Here is a 14787-nt window from a genome sequence, read left to right on the forward strand (position 1 = left end):
GGATCAGTCTCCCTGAAAGGCGCCAAGGGTCTGGCGCGCGATGATGATCTTCTGAACGTCCGACGCACCCTCGTAGATGCGCAAGGCACGGATTTCTCGATAGAGTTTTTCGACCTGCATGCCCGAGCGAACACCATCGCCGCCGTGAAGCTGCACGGCCTTGTCGATGACCTTCTGTGCCTGGTCGGTGGCAAAGAGTTTTGCCATGGCGGCTTCCCGCGTCACGCGGGGGGCGCCGCTGTCCTTGGTCCAGGCGGCACGGTAAATCAGCAGGGCTGCGGCATCGACATCCAGCGCCATGTCCGCGATATGCCCCTGCACCAGCTGCAGGTCGAACAGCGGCGAGCCCTGGATTTCGCGTGTCGTCACCCGCGAAAGCGCTTCATCCAGCGCCCGGCGGGCAAAGCCCAGGGCGGCGGCGGCGACGGTCGAGCGGAAAATGTCCAGGACAGACATCGCAATCCTGAACCCTGCGCCCGGCGTGCCGATCATGTTCTTTTTCGGAATGCGGCAGCCGGTGAAACGCAGTGTGGCAAGCGGATGGGGCGCAATTGTTTCGAGGCGTTCGACAACCTCGAAACCCTCAAGGTCAGGCGTCACGATGAAGGCCGACAAACCCTTTGCGCCGGGTGCTTCGCCGGTTCTTGCAAAAAGCGTGTAGACGTCGGCGATACCACCGTTGGAAATCCAGGTCTTTTCGCCGTCGAGCACATAGGCATCACCATCGTCGGTGGCGGTCATGGTCGAATTGGCAACGTCGGAACCGGACTGAGGTTCGGTCAACGCGAAGGCGGAGATCGCCTTGCCGGTGCGCGTCTGCGGAAGCCACTCGGCTTTCTGCTCGTCCGTTCCGAACAGGGAAATTGCGCCGGTTCCGAGGCCTTGCATGGCAAAGGCAAAATCCGCCAGGCCGTCATGGCGGGCCAGCGTTTCGCGAATGAGGCAGAGGCTGCGCACATCCAGCTTGCCGTCCGGGGCACCGCTGTGCTGCAGGAAGCCTGCATCACCGAGCGCTGTCACCAGATGACGGCAGGCTGCGTCCGTGTCCGAATGGTCAACATGAGCCAGATGCGACCCTGCCCAGATCTCCAGTTCTTCAGCGAGACGCCAGTGCTTTTCTTCGAAGAACGGCCAGTGGAGGAAAGATTTATCCGACATCAGTCGCCCTCGAACACCGGCTTTTCTTTTTTCACGAAGGCTTCGTAAGCCCGGCGGAAGTCGTTGCCCTGCATACAGATTGCCTGCGCCTGGGCTTCCGCCTCGATGGCCTGATCCAGGCCCATGGACCACTCCTGCGCCAGCATGGTCTTGGTCATGGAATTGGAGAAGGTCGGTCCGGCAACAATACGGCTGGCCATATCCATGGCCGTCTGGTCCAGCTCACCCGCCGGCACCACCGCGTTGAAGAACCCCCACGCATGACCTTCCTCGGCCTTCATCGAGCGGCCGAGATAAAGCAGCTCCGCCGCACGGCCCTGCCCGATGATACGTGGCAGGATCGCGCAAGCGCCCATGTCGCAGCCGGCAAGACCGACCTTGTTGAACAGGAAGGCAACCTTGGCTTCCGGTGTCGCAACGCGCAGATCGGACGCCATGGCCATGATGGCACCAGCACCGGCGCAAATGCCGTCGACCGCGGATATGATCGGCTTGCCGCAGTTGAGCATGGCTTTCACCAGATCACCGGTCATGCGGGTGAAGGCCAGAAGCTCCTTCATGTTCATCTTCGTCAGCGGACCGATGATATCATGCACGTCGCCACCGGAGCTGAAGTTGCCGCCGTTCGGCAGGATCACCACTGCATGGACATCGTCCGAATAAACGAGATCCCGGAACCAGTCGCGCAGCTCGGCGTAGCTTTCGAACGTCAGCGGGTTCTTGCGTTCAGGGCGGTCGAGCGCGATCCGCGCAATGCCGTTCGCGATCTCACATTTGAAATGCGTCACGTCACTTCGCATTGCCGCTCTCCTCTTGGCTTTGACGTTTCAGGACCAGATCGAGGCGGCTCGAAAGCGCCGCGATGTCTTCCGCCGACCAGCCGTCCAGCAGTTCGTCGATCCAGGTTTCGTGATGGGTTGCAAGTTCCTCGAAGGCGGCTCTGCCCTTCGGCGTCAGCCGGGCCACCTGGGCTCGCCGGTCACCTGGAACGGCGACACGCAGGGCCAGACCTTCCTCGGTCAGCTTGTCGACAATGCCGGTCACATTGCCGTTCGACACCTTCAGGAACGTGGACAATTCCGACATTTTCAATCCGTCAGGAAAGCGGGCGAGCGCCGACATGACGTCGAACCGCGGCAGGGTCGTGCCATGCTGGTCACGCAGGTTCCGGCGGATCTCGGCTTCGATGCCATTGACGGATTTCAACAGCTTCAGCCACAGGCGCAAACGCGTCTTGGACAGGGCTTCCTGTTTCGCTGCGGTTTCCGCCATCACAGCTCTCCTCCCGAAAGTGTCAGCGCGTGACCGTTGATGGACACCGCTCCATCAGAACACAGATAAAGCGCAGCTTCGGCCACTTCAGACACCTGGATGAAGCGTCCCTGTGGATTGTCCGCTTTCAGGCTGTCAGCCGCTGCTTCCCGGCTCATGCCGGTCTTTTCGACAATCGTGTCAATGGAGCGATGCAGCATCGGCGTCTCGATGAAGCCGGGGCAAATCGCATTGACGGTGATGCCGGTTCTGGCCAGTTCCCGCGCCAGTGAGCGCGTCAGCCCGACGACGGCATGTTTGGCGGCGCTATAAGCGCTCACATAGGGATAGCCGCGCAGACCTGCTGTGGAGGCAATCGCGATCATCCTGCCCCAGCCGCTCGCCTTCATGTCCGGCAGGACAGCCTGCCAGACATTCGACACGCCGAAGAGATTGACCGCCAGCATGGCCTGAAAGTCTTCCGCGGAGGTGCGGGCAAAGGGTTTGCTGCTGGCAGCCCCTGCGTTGGCGACCACGACATCAACCGGACCATTGACCGTCCGGGCGGCAGCAACGGCTGCCTGGACGGCCTGCGCATCGGTTACATCGCATACCTGGTACGGCAGCTTCTGTTCGGCAAGGCTTGCTTCCGTCCTGCCGAGAATGGTGACCTTTGCGCCTTTTTCAGCGAAGAGGTGGGCACAGGCGGCACCGACGCCACTGCCGCCACCGGTAACAAGGATATGGCGGCAAGCGACACTCATACCTTCAACATCTCCGCTTCCCGATCGGCCAGACGCCACATCTGGTCGCGGCCCGCGAGATATGGCAACGGCCAGTCGGTGGCGTTCCGGTCACCGATCTTGGCTGCTTCATGCAGCGTCCAATACGGATCCGCCAGATGTGGACGGCCGACGGCAACAAGATCCGCCCGGCCCGCCATAAGGATCGAGTTGGCGTGGTCTGCCTCGTAGATGTTGCCGACAGCCATGGTCGGCAGCCCGCCCTCGTTGCGGATACGGTCGGAGAACGGCGTCTGGAACATGCGGCCATAGACCGGACGCGCCTTCGGGGTTGTCTGACCTGCGGAAACGTCGACCAGATCGACGCCGGCATCACGGAAGCGGCGAGCTATCTCGACCGCGTCGTCCGGCGTGATGCCTTCCTCGCCCACCCAGTCGCAGGCAGAAATGCGAACAGACATCGGCTTGTGATCAGGCCAGACAGCGCGCATGGCGTTGAAGACCTCCAGCGGCCAGCGCATGCGGTTATCCAGTGAGCCGCCGTATTCGTCCGTCCGTGCGTTGGACACCGGAGAAATGAAAGACGACAGCAGGTAGCCGTGAGCCGCATGAAGCTCGATCATGTCGAAGCCGGCGCGCTCAGCCATTTCCGCTGCAGCAACGAACTCCGCCTTGATCGCGTCCATCTCGGCAAGTGTGATCTCGCGTGGCACGGCATTGCCGTCGGACCAGGGGATCGCGGACGCGGAAACAAGTTCCCAGTTGCCGTCGTGAAGCGGCTTGTCCATGCCTTCCCAGCCGATCCGCGTAGACCCCTTGCGGCCGGAATGGCCGATCTGGCAGCAGATCCTGGCGTCGGTTTCGGCATGTACGAAATCAGTCAGCCGTTTCCAGGCCGCCTCGTGTTCAGGCGCATAGAGCCCCGGACAACCTGGCGTGATCCGACCCTCGGCACTGACGCAAGTCATTTCGACAAAGACGAGACCTGCCCCACCCTTGGCACGCTCGGCGTAATGGACCATGTGCCAGTCGGTCGGCGAACCATCAACGGCCTTGTACTGCGCCATGGGCGAGACAACGATGCGGTTCTTCAACTCCATCTCGCGCAGTTTGAAAGGCGTGAACATGGGTGCCCTTACGGGAGAATTCGGGGAAACGCCAGCCTGGTTCATGAACCAGCGCTCGGCAGATTCCAGCCATTTCGGATCCCGCAGACGCAGGTTCTCGTGACTGATGCGCTGGGAACGGGTCAGCATGGAATAGTTGAACTGGACCGGATCGAGATGGAGATAACGCTCGACGTGTTCGAACCATTCCAACGAGTTGCGTGCTGCCGACTGCAGACGCAGCACCTCCAGGCGCCGGTCTTCCTCGTAGCGCTTGAAAGCAGCGGCCATATCCGCTTCGGTGTGCAGGTACTCCGCAAGAGCAATTGCCGATTCAAAGGCAAGCTTGGTGCCGGAACCGATGGAAAAATGCGCCGTCGCGGCAGCATCGCCGAGCAGCACCACATTCTCAAAGCTCCACTTCTCGCACAGGACACGCGGGAAGCGGATCCAGGCGGAGCCCCGGATGTGTTTGGCGTTGGTCATCAGCGGATGGCCGCCAAGGTGATCCTTGAAGATTTCCTCGCAGGTCCGGATGCTGTCTTCCTGGCTCATTTCGCCAAAGCCGAAAGCGTCAAAGGTTTCCTGCGTGCACTCCACGATGAAGGTCGCCGTTTCATCGTCGAACTGGTAGGCGTGCGCCCAGACCCAGCCGTGTTCGGTTTCCTCGAAGATGAAGGTGAAGGCATCGGCAAATTTCTGATGCGTGCCGAGCCAGACGAACTGGCAAAGGCGCTGATCGATGTCAGGTTTGAACGTGTCCTGATAGAGCGTGCGGGTCTTGGAATTCAGACCGTCGCTGGCCACTACGAGATCGTAGTCCTTGCGATAATCCTCGGCGCTGTCGACTTCGGTTTCGAACTTCAGGTTGATGCCGAGCTCGCGGGCGCGCTCCTGAAGGAGCAGCAGCAATTTCATGCGACCGATGCCGCAGAAACCATGCCCGGTGGAGACGAGACGCTCTCCACGCATATGAAGGGCAATGTCGTCCCAATAAGCGAAATTCTCGCCGATGGCCTTGGCGCTGACGGCGTCGTTCACCGCAAGGTTCTGAAGGGTCTCATCGGAGAGTACTACGCCCCAGCCGAACGTATCGTCGGCGCGGTTGCGCTCGATCACGTCGATCTCGTGGGATGGGTCTCGCAGTTTCATCGAGATGGCGAAATAGAGACCGGCAGGTCCCCCGCCCAGACAAGCAATCCGCATACGAACCTCCCCTGCTGTGGTATGATCAGCGAACCACAGGGAGATATTTATTTCAAGCCTAAAATTTCAAGCTTGAAATAAATGACGGTATCGATCTGCAAATCGTCTTTTATGTCGGGCTGGACACGGGTCCGGAACCGATCAATGCGTCTCAGGAATTCGGGATATTGCCAGTCGATTCCCGCACCACAATCTCCCCGGCAATCGCTTCGTCGGCCGCAGCCTCCCCGGCAAAGATCCTTGCAACCGCTGACCCGGCCAGCTGTTCAATGGGCTGACGCAAGGTGGTGAGACGCGGGACCACGAGAGCTGCCAGTGCAATGTCATCGAAGCCCGTGACGGAAAGATCCGCCGGAATGGCGATCTTCAGATCGCGGGCGCAGCGCAAGACACCGATTGCCTGCTGGTCACTTGCGGCGGCAATGGCTGTCGGGCGGGTCTCCTGGGAGGTGTCTTTCAGGATTGACCGGCCGATGTCTTCGCCGCTGTCGTAATCGAAATGACCTTCGTGGACAGTAAGCGTGATCGGATCTTCCGGCGTTGACAGGGCCTTGATCCGGGCAACAAAGCCTTCCCGCCGCTGGCGGGCCACTTCCATGGACTGTGGGCCGGCGATATAGGCGATGCGGCGATGGCCGAGGCCGACGAGATGATCGGCGATCTTCGCCGAGCCGTCGAAATGGTCAGTTGCGACCAGCGGATAGGGACCGAAGCGGCGGTCGAGCGAAACGATCGGCACGTCGGCCTTGTGTGTCTGGCCACCGTCGGAGGTTGCCACCACGATGACCCCGCACACGGCCCTGTCCAGCAACGCCGCTATCTGGGTCTGTTCGGCTTCTGCATCGTCATGGGAATTTGCGAGCATAACGGAGTGGCCCCGCTTGGCGGCTTCCATTTCGATGTTCTTGGCGAGCTGGGAAAAGAAAGGGTTGGTGATATCCGGCACCACGAGGCCGATCACGTCGATGCTGTTGGTGCGCAATGCCCTGGCAGCCAGGTTGGGCTTGTAGTCCAGCTCCTTCATAGCCGCGAGCACGCGCTCCTTCAGGGGCTGCTTGACCGACTCGTTTTTGGACAGAACGCGGGAGACAGTACCAACGGACACACCAGCTTTGCGTGCGACGTCTTTGATTGTTGGCATGTTTTGCGTTTCTCCCCGCGCCCCAAGCGTTGCCCCCTTGAACCATTCCTCGGTGATCTGATCAAGCAAATGAATGCATTCAGGCAATGCGTTGGGCGGGGAAAGCCTCCATCTCGTCCAGACGTGGCAACGATGTTGCCGCTCCCTTGCGGGTTGTTGCCAAAGCCGCCGCCTGCATGGCGAACGAAATTGCATCCTCAATCGACTTACCCGAGGCTATTCTTGCCGCAAAAGCACCGTTGAAACAGTCACCGGCGGCAACCGTATCGATGCTGCGAACCCTGGGCGCAGGCAAGGCGCCGGTACTGCCGTCGATTGACCAGGCAACTCCGTCTGCCCCCATGGTGACGACGGCCCCGCGCAAGCCCAAGCTGCGCAACGCACCTGCCGCCTCGCGCGCATCGGCCAGTGTTTGCGGTTCTGTTCCCAACAGGCCGCCCGCCTCACCCGCATTTGGCGTCAGGATATCAAAGCTGGACAGAACTTCAGCGGGCCAGGCAGGGTCCGGCGCGGGTGCCGGATCCATGATGACCAGCGCACCCGCCTCACGGGCAATCCGCGCGGCGGCCAGCGATGTTTCCAGACCAATCTCGTTCTGCAAAAGCAGGACGCGGCTCTTGCGGAGGATATCTGCATATTTCGAGACATTTTCCGGTGACAACCTGCCATTTGCACCGGCCGAGAGGCGGATAATGTTCTGCCCATCGGGATCGACATCGATGAAGGCAAGACCGGTTGCGGTGTTGGTCATTTCCTCCAGAAGGATCGCAACCCCTTCTGGCCTGAGGGCTGCGGCGGCTTCCGCACCAAAGCCATCTCTGCCGACGGCACCGATGAAGTTGACACTGGCGCCCAGACGGGCGGCAGCGACGGCCTGGTTGGCCCCCTTCCCGCCCAACGAGGTGACGGTTTCGCGAACGGAAATCGTCTCACCAATTTTCGGCCAGCGGTCGAGATAGCTGGTGAGATCGATATTGATGCTGCCGACAACGGTAACGGACGTCAAAACGCAACTCCGCTGATGAGAATGATGTTGGCGTAGGGGGTCACCTCGCCGGTGCGGATCACGGCCCTGGCCGTTTGCGTCCGGTGCTTGAAAGCCTCGTGCGTAAGCCTTGAAACAGTAATCGCCTTACCCGTCTCCTCCGCCCAGGAAGCCACTTCATGCTGCATCAGCGAGGTCAGCTCCGCAGATGCCTCCTCCGCCCAGACGGCACCTTCAATGACAAGTTCGGACTTCAGTGCGGTCAGCAGTTCGCGAAAGCTCGGCACCCCTGCAGTGACGGCAAGGTCGATCACCTTCACACCGGCCGGGACAGGCAGACCGGCATCGGCAACAACGATTTCGTCCAGATGCCCGAGAGAAGCAACAAGCAAACTCAGGTGGCAGTTCAAAAGGGCTGTGCGTTTCATTTGGATGCGTACTTTGCACGGTAGTAGTCGAGGATGACGGCAACGATGATGACGACACCGGTGATCATCTGGCGCATGAAATCGCTGAGGCCGATCAGGATGAGCCCGTTGGCGAGGACACCGATGATGAAGGCCCCCAGCAGCGTCCCGATGACCGATCCGCGCCCGCCGCTGAGGCTGGTGCCGCCGATGATGACGGCAGCAATGGCGTTGAGTTCAAAGCCGATGCCGGCAATCGGGCTGGAGATGTTGAGGCGTGCCATATAGACGACCGCGGCAATCCCAGCGGTCAGACCGCAGATGGTGAAGGCGGCGATCTTGTAGCGAGCCACCGAATGACCGGCCAGCCGGACAGCTTCTTCGTTGTTGCCGATACCGTAGATCAGACGGCCGAAGACCGTGAAGTTCAGCACGAACCAGGCAATGAACACCAGCACAAGCGCCACCAGGAACACTACCGGCACACCGTAGACCATGGCGGACCCGAATTCCTCGAACGCGAAAGGGAAGGAATAGATGGTCTGTGCCTCGGAAACCTGCAGCGCCGCACCGCGGGCAATGTTCAGCATGCCGAGCGTGATGATGAAGGACGGCAGCGACCAATAGGCACTGATGGCACCGTTGAGAAAGCCGCAGAAGACGCCGGTCAAGGTGGCTGCGACAACGGCTAGTGCGATCGCCTCGGCCGGGCCAAAGCCGGGCAAGGTAATCGCCTTGCCGGCAACAACGGCAGCAAAGGCCATGACGGATCCGACAGACAGATCGATGCCGCCGATCAGGATCACGAAGGTCATGCCGACGGCCAGCACAAGGTTGATGGTGATCTGGGTCAGAATATTGGTGATGTTGTTCGGCGTCAGAAAGTGCTCGGTGAAGAGCGAGAAAAAGACGATCAGCGCCAGCAGGGCCAGGCCGATACCCGCGTTGTGCAACACCGTCCGGATGGAGAACTTCGGTGCGGCGGCGGCCGTTTCACTCAAGGTTTCGGTTGTCATTTGTCGTTTTCCCCGGCGCTCGGCGTTTGCCCGTAGGCCAGTTTCAGAATGTTTTCTTCAGAGAAATCCGGGCGTTTCACTTCGCCCTGGATCTCATGTTCGGCAAGCACCAGAATGCGATCGGCCAGTGTCATCAGCTCCGGCATTTCCGAAGAGACGACAAGCAAGGCAACCCCTTCTCGGGCCAGGTCTTTCAGAATGGCGTAGATTTCGGCCTTGGCGCCGACGTCCACACCGCGTGTCGGCTCGTCGAGCAGCAACACCTTCGGATTGCGCGCAAGCCATTTGGCCAGAACAACCTTCTGCTGGTTGCCGCCGGAGAGGCTCGAGGCAGGATCCGAGGCCCGTCCGTATTTGAGGGTCAGCCGAGCCGCGCTTGCGATGGCCTGACGCGTTTCCTCGGCCAGCTTCAAAAGCCCCTTGCGCGAGACCGAGCCCATGTTGGCCAGCGATATGTTGGCAGCAATGGGCATGTCCAGAATGAGGCCTTCGTCCTTGCGATCTTCGGTGACGAAACCGATGCCCGCAGCAATGGCGTCACGCGGCCCCTTGAAGCGCACTTCCGCGCCATCACGGTAGATCTTGCCGGACTTGAGCGGATCGATCCCGAAGATGCCGCGCAGGATTTCGGTACGCCCTGCCCCGACAAGTCCGGATATCCCGACGATCTCGCCGTAACGCAAATCAAGCGAAACACCGTTTGTCCCGGGATTTGCAACGGTCAGAAGGTCTTCCAGCCTCAATGCACTTGCGCCAAGCGCATGGCCATCGGGCTGTTCGTCCTGTTCGGCGGCAAGCTTGCGCCCCACCATCCGCTGCACAACACCTTCCGGAGTGGTCTCGCTGATCAGATCGGTCGCAATGGTCTTGCCGTTTCGAAACACGGTGACACGGTCACAGATGGCAAACACCTCATCGAGGTGGTGCGAGACGAATACCACGGTGACCCCGTCCGCCTTGATACCGGCAACGATGTCAAACAGGCGTCTGGTCTCGCGTTCCGTCAGGGTTGCGGTCGGCTCGTCCAGGATCAGGATCCGGCTTTTCGACTGCAACGCCCGGGCAATTTCGACCAGCTGGCGATGGGCAATCCCGAGAGAGCGGACTGGAGCGGTGACGTCCACATCCGTTAGTCCGATTGCATCCAGTGCCTTTCGCGCGCGCCGGTTCATTTCCTTGCGGTCCAACAGACCGAGGCTGTTCTTCGGCAGATGTTCTATGGAGATATTTTCGGCGATGGTGAGGTGTTCAAGCAGGTTGAATTCCTGATGAACCACCTGAACGCCATGATCCTTGGCGTCATGCGGGCTCATGGGGCGGTAAGGTTCGCCAGCCAGGGCTATCTGACCCTCGTCGTAGGGAAACACGCCTGAAAGGATCTTGATGAGGGTGGATTTGCCGGCGCCGTTTTCTCCGACGAGCGCATGAACCTCGCCTTCATCCAGGGAGAAACTGACCCCGTCCAGTGCCTTGACGCCACCGAAATGCTTTTTCAGACCCTCGACCGTCAGGAAAGCACGGTCCGGTGCAGCGGCGGGCGCTGCGGCAAGCGATGCTGCTGCCATGGTGCGTCCAGTCGTTTTTTGATGGATAAACAGCTCCCGCCCTGAAGCTGACCGGGCGGGAGCGTTCTTGAGACTGCTTACTTCGCAGTCACCAATTCGATCGGCGTCTTGACCCAGCCCTGAAGCTGTTCACCGGTCGAAACGACGTCGAGCGCCATGTCGATGGCATTGGCCGCCATGTCGGTGCCGAACTGGTCGACGGTAGCCAGCATCCGGCCGTCTTCGATCATCGGGCCGACTGCAGGAATGTTGTCAAAACCGATGACTTCAATGTCGGTGCGGCCGGCGCTTTCCAGTGCCTTTACAACGCCAATCGCCATGGAGTCGTTGGCCGCCATCACGCCCTGAACGTCGGGATGCGCTGTCAGCATTGTGGCGAAGACCTGGTTGGCTTCTTCGGTTTCCCAATGCGCTGTCCGGCTGTCCAGCAGGTCCAGCTTGTACTCGGCAACAGAGTCTTCAAAGCCCAGGCGGCGCTGCGTGGCATTGTCTGCACCCGGGTTGCCCTCGATGATGACAACCTTTGCGCCCTCACCCAGCTTCTTGCCCAGTGCATCACCCGCAAGCTTGGCACCGCCCCGGTTGTCCGGGCCGACGAACGCGAGTTCTACGCCCTGCTGCTTCTTGGCTTCCTCGTCAAGCGCCACATCGAAGTTGACCACGACGATACCGGCTTCCATCGCCTTTTTCAGCGGACGGACCATGGCGCGGCTGTCGGCCGGAGCGACAACGATGGCGTCAACACCCTGCGTGATGAAGTTTTCGACCGCGTTGATCTGGGATTCAAAGTCGGTCTCGTTCTGCATGCCGACGGCCATGAGCTCATAGTCGCCACGGCGCTTCTGGTGCTCCTCGGCACCAACCATCATGTTCTGAAAGAACTCGTTGGCCAGTGATTTCATGATCAGGCCCACCACCGGCTTCTCGTCGGCAAGAGCGGTTCCACCAAGCAAAGCGAGGCCGGTCGCTGCCGCGGCAGCGATTTTCAATAACTTCATGATTTTCCTCCCAAAAAGGCTGCACCTCTCACGCCATTCCAAGGGCGCTATCAGGCTGCACAATTGAAAGCACGGCCGAATTACAACGTCAATATGAAACGTTTCATTTTTTTGAATGCATTCATTTCATGCGTAGAAATAGCGAGTGATTTCAGGATCTTTCACCTGAATTTAAACGTGAAAAAATTTGCTCGGGAGCGTTATGGCGCAGCAAAAAAGGGGCCGAATCCAGCCCCCTGACTTCCTGTCTGACTGCAAAGATACAACCGGCTGCAGATGCTAAAACCGGCAATCGGAGCGCGCGAATTCTTACAGGTTTCGAGGTGTCAGCGAACGAAATCCGGAGGTGTGATGGGCAAATCAGGGTCTACTCGCCATCCACTTGGCACCCGGCCCTGGTTTGAAGACCTCTACTCCTCGCGCCCCTCGTTTTCCCGATCGCGCTCGTAGTGTCTGGAAATCGGAAATTCCGGCAGCCAGGCTTCGCGGCGGATGGTCCAGAGTTCGTAGGTCGGGGTCATCTGGTCGGGTGCGTCCAGCGCTCCCAGATGCACCTCGGTTTCATCACCTGTTTGCGAAAAAACGGACGATCCGCACCGAGGACAGAAAGACCGCCCCCGATACTCGCCCGTTTCACCTTCGTGGCTAACGGCATCCTGCGGAAAGACAGCAGAGGCGTGGAAGAGCGCCCCGTGATGCTTACGGCAGTCAAGACAATGGCAAAGGCCGACCCGATACGGTTCGCCTTCTGCCACGAACCGGACATTCCCGCACAGGCAGCCACCGGTGTATCGCTTCATGATCTCGTCGTCCTTCGGCCGTCTGGATGTCGCGCAACTCTGTTCGGACCTGTCGATACATGATCCGGCCAAGGCTGATCAATCCTCAGATGCAGCGTCCGCCGTCAACTTCCATCGCAACCCCGGTAATCATGCCCGCCTCATCCGAGCACAGGAAACAGGCTGCGTTGCCCATGTCTTCCGGTGTCGAAAAACGGCCGATGGGAATGGTAGAGAGGAACTTGGCACGCATTTCCGGCGTGTCTTCACCCATGAAGCTTTTCAGAAGCGGCGTTTCGCCGGCCACCGGGCAAATTGCGTTGACCCGCACGCCCGACGGGGCGAGTTCGACCGCCATCGTCTTTGTCGCGGTGATCATCCACCCCTTGGAGGCGTTGTACCAGTTGAGCCTGGGACGCGGGCTGAGGCCTGCTGTGGAAGCCACATTCAGGATCGCCCCCTTGCCGGCTTCCGTCATGGCCGGGACGAAGTGCTTCGCGGTCAGATAGACCGACTTGCAATTGACCGCGAGGACCCGGTCGAACTCTTCTTCCGTGACGTCCTGCATCAGTTTGGGCAAATGCGTGATGCCGGCATTGTTGACCAGGATATCGACCCCGCCGAGCAGCGAGGAGGCAACATCGGCCAAGTGGCTGACGCTGTCATTGCTGGAGACATCCGTCTTGATGGCCAGTCCGCCAACTTCCGCGGCAATTTCCTCTGCAAGGTCCAGGTTCAGGTCGGCGACCATGACCTTCGCGCCTTCTGCTGCGAACTTGCGCACGATGCCGGCGCCAAAGCCCGAGGCCCCACCCGTGACAATCGCCTTCTTTCCTTCAAGTCTCATGCAAACCTCCCGATCTTGGTTCCTTGCTCTCCAGCGTCATCCCGGCCGAGCGAAGCGCGAGCCGGGTTCGGGGAGCTACAATCAATTGTTCTTTGTACGCGCATCGAATTGAGCGTCCGGACGTTCACCCGTGAAACGCCGCAACGGTCTTCAGCGTGGTGAAGCCGTAAAGCGCCTCGAACCCCTTTTCCCGGCCGTGACCGGACTTGCCCATGCCGCCGAACGGCAGCTCGACACCGCCACCGGCACCGTAGTTGTTGATGAAAACCTGGCCGGTCCGGATCTTTTTGGCGAGCCGCATTTGGCGGGCACCGTCGCGGGTCCACAGGCTCGCGACAAGGCCGTAGTCCGTGCCATTGGCAATCGAGATTGCTTCTTCCTCGTCGTCAAAGGGAATGATCACCTGCACCGGGCCGAATATCTCGTCCCGTGCCAGCACGTGGCTGGGCGAAACGCCGGCAAAAAGGGTTGGACAGACGTAGTTCCCGCCGTCCGGTGCGTCCTGCAACACACCTTCCGCCACCTTTTGAAGATCCGCGCCCCTATCCAGAAAACTTGAGACGATGTCTTTCTGCTTGGCCGAGATCAGCGGTCCGACATCGAGATCGTTCAGTGCAGGCCCGACCGTAAGCGAACCATAGCGAGCCGCCATGCGCTCGGTCACCTGATCGGACACAGACCTGTGCACCAGAATGCGTGAGGAAGCCGAGCAGGTCTGCCCGGCGTTCTGGATGCCTGCGTTCACCAGGAATGGCAGGGCAGCATCCAGATCGGCATCCTCGAACACAAGCTGAGGCGACTTGCCGCCGAGCTCCAGCGTTACCGGCACGACATTCCGGGCTGCCGCCGTCTGCACCTGAACACCGGTTGCAACCGAACCGGTGAAAGAGATGTGATGGACACGCGGATGTGCGGTCAAGGCCGCACCGGCTTCCGACCCGAGACCCGGAACCACGTTCAGCGCACCGTCAGGCAAACCGGCCTGGCGGGCGAGATCGGCAAAGGCAAGCGCCGTCAGGCAGGCGTCTTCCGCCGGTTTCAGCACACAGGCATTGCCTGTTGCCAGCGCCGCGCCAACTGAGCGGCCGATGATCTGCATCGGGTAGTTCCAGGGCACGATATGCCCGGTAACGCCATGCGGTTCGCGCAAGGTGTAGACCGTGTACCCATCGAGATAGGGAATTGTCTCGCCATGGAGCTTGTCTGCAGCCCCGCCATAAAATTCCAGATATCGGGCAAGAGCGACAGCGTCTGCGCGTGCCTGTTTCAACGGCTTGCCGACATCGATGGATTCGATCCGCGCCAGATGGTCCACCTTTTCCAGCACCAGCTCGCGCAGGCGAAACAGGAACCGGCCGCGCTCGGCGGCGTTGGTCCGCCCCCACTCGCCTGCCATGGCGGCTTCGGCCGCATCCACCGCTGCATCGATATCGGCCGCTCCACCGCGGGCAATCGCGCCGATGCGTGCCCCGGTCGAGGGATCGTTGAGCGGCAGTTCTCCGCCTCCTGCCGGATCCACCCATTTTCCGCCGATCAGGCATTTGGCCGGATCGAACCAAAGGTCCAGTTCCTGGGTCATGGGTTC

Annotated in this window: 14 protein-coding genes; all 14 read right to left on the reverse strand. The window is 60.2% G+C overall.

All coding sequences use genetic code 11. The features are described 5' to 3' along the window. Window positions 1-3: 3 nt before the first annotated feature. Window positions 4-1158, reverse strand: coding sequence for an acyl-CoA dehydrogenase family protein (locus FIV05_RS24680; RefSeq protein WP_152511336.1), 1155 nt, complete (start codon window positions 1156-1158; stop codon window positions 4-6). Then, complete coding sequence (locus FIV05_RS24685; protein ID WP_152511337.1) at window positions 1158-1958, reverse strand: enoyl-CoA hydratase family protein; 801 nt, start codon at window positions 1956-1958, stop codon at window positions 1158-1160. The genes FIV05_RS24680 and FIV05_RS24685 overlap by 1 nt, the downstream gene beginning before the upstream one ends. Further along, window positions 1948-2430 carry a MarR family transcriptional regulator gene (locus tag FIV05_RS24690; RefSeq protein WP_055659133.1) on the reverse strand — a complete coding sequence of 161 codons (483 nt, stop codon included), beginning with the start codon at window positions 2428-2430 and terminating at the stop codon, window positions 1948-1950. The genes FIV05_RS24685 and FIV05_RS24690 overlap by 11 nt, the downstream gene beginning before the upstream one ends. Next, the gene (locus FIV05_RS24695; RefSeq protein ID WP_077290317.1) at window positions 2430-3173 is read right to left on the reverse strand and encodes an SDR family oxidoreductase; all 744 of its coding nucleotides are present in this window, start codon (window positions 3171-3173) and stop codon (window positions 2430-2432) included. Before FIV05_RS24695 ends, FIV05_RS24690 begins: the two co-directional genes overlap by 1 nt. Next, window positions 3170-5464, reverse strand: coding sequence for a bifunctional salicylyl-CoA 5-hydroxylase/oxidoreductase (locus FIV05_RS24700; protein WP_152511338.1), 2295 nt, complete (start codon window positions 5462-5464; stop codon window positions 3170-3172). Before FIV05_RS24700 ends, FIV05_RS24695 begins: the two co-directional genes overlap by 4 nt. Window positions 5465-5615: 151 nt before the next feature. Further along, the gene (locus tag FIV05_RS24705; protein ID WP_055659568.1) at window positions 5616-6605 is read right to left on the reverse strand and encodes a LacI family DNA-binding transcriptional regulator; all 990 of its coding nucleotides are present in this window, start codon (window positions 6603-6605) and stop codon (window positions 5616-5618) included. 79 nt (window positions 6606-6684) lie between these two features. Beyond that, on the reverse strand, window positions 6685-7611 hold the full coding sequence (rbsK, locus tag FIV05_RS24710; protein WP_152511339.1) for a ribokinase: 927 nt from the start codon (window positions 7609-7611) through the stop codon (window positions 6685-6687). Then, window positions 7608-8018, reverse strand: a complete 411-nt coding sequence (rbsD, locus tag FIV05_RS24715) for a D-ribose pyranase (protein ID WP_152511340.1) — start codon at window positions 8016-8018, stop codon at window positions 7608-7610. Before rbsD ends, rbsK begins: the two co-directional genes overlap by 4 nt. Continuing rightward, complete coding sequence (locus FIV05_RS24720; protein ID WP_062489262.1) at window positions 8015-9013, reverse strand: ABC transporter permease; 999 nt, start codon at window positions 9011-9013, stop codon at window positions 8015-8017. Before FIV05_RS24720 ends, rbsD begins: the two co-directional genes overlap by 4 nt. Beyond that, window positions 9010-10578, reverse strand: coding sequence for a sugar ABC transporter ATP-binding protein (locus FIV05_RS24725; protein ID WP_152511341.1), 1569 nt, complete (start codon window positions 10576-10578; stop codon window positions 9010-9012). The genes FIV05_RS24720 and FIV05_RS24725 overlap by 4 nt, the downstream gene beginning before the upstream one ends. Window positions 10579-10655: 77 nt before the next feature. Then, on the reverse strand, window positions 10656-11576 hold the full coding sequence (locus tag FIV05_RS24730; protein ID WP_152511342.1) for a sugar ABC transporter substrate-binding protein: 921 nt from the start codon (window positions 11574-11576) through the stop codon (window positions 10656-10658). Window positions 11577-11986: 410 nt separating this feature from the next. Further along, window positions 11987-12376 carry a GFA family protein gene (locus tag FIV05_RS24735; RefSeq protein ID WP_077290322.1) on the reverse strand — a complete coding sequence of 130 codons (390 nt, stop codon included), beginning with the start codon at window positions 12374-12376 and terminating at the stop codon, window positions 11987-11989. Between the two features lie 85 nt (window positions 12377-12461). Continuing rightward, the gene (locus FIV05_RS24740; protein WP_022997670.1) at window positions 12462-13202 is read right to left on the reverse strand and encodes an SDR family oxidoreductase; all 741 of its coding nucleotides are present in this window, start codon (window positions 13200-13202) and stop codon (window positions 12462-12464) included. A 124-nt stretch (window positions 13203-13326) separates the two neighbouring features. Further along, window positions 13327-14781 carry an aldehyde dehydrogenase family protein gene (locus tag FIV05_RS24745; RefSeq protein ID WP_152511343.1) on the reverse strand — a complete coding sequence of 485 codons (1455 nt, stop codon included), beginning with the start codon at window positions 14779-14781 and terminating at the stop codon, window positions 13327-13329. Window positions 14782-14787: the final 6 nt, after the last annotated feature.

Origin of the sequence: Labrenzia sp. THAF191a (genome assembly GCF_009363335.1) — a bacterium.
GTDB lineage: Bacteria > Pseudomonadota > Alphaproteobacteria > Rhizobiales > Stappiaceae > Roseibium > Roseibium algicola.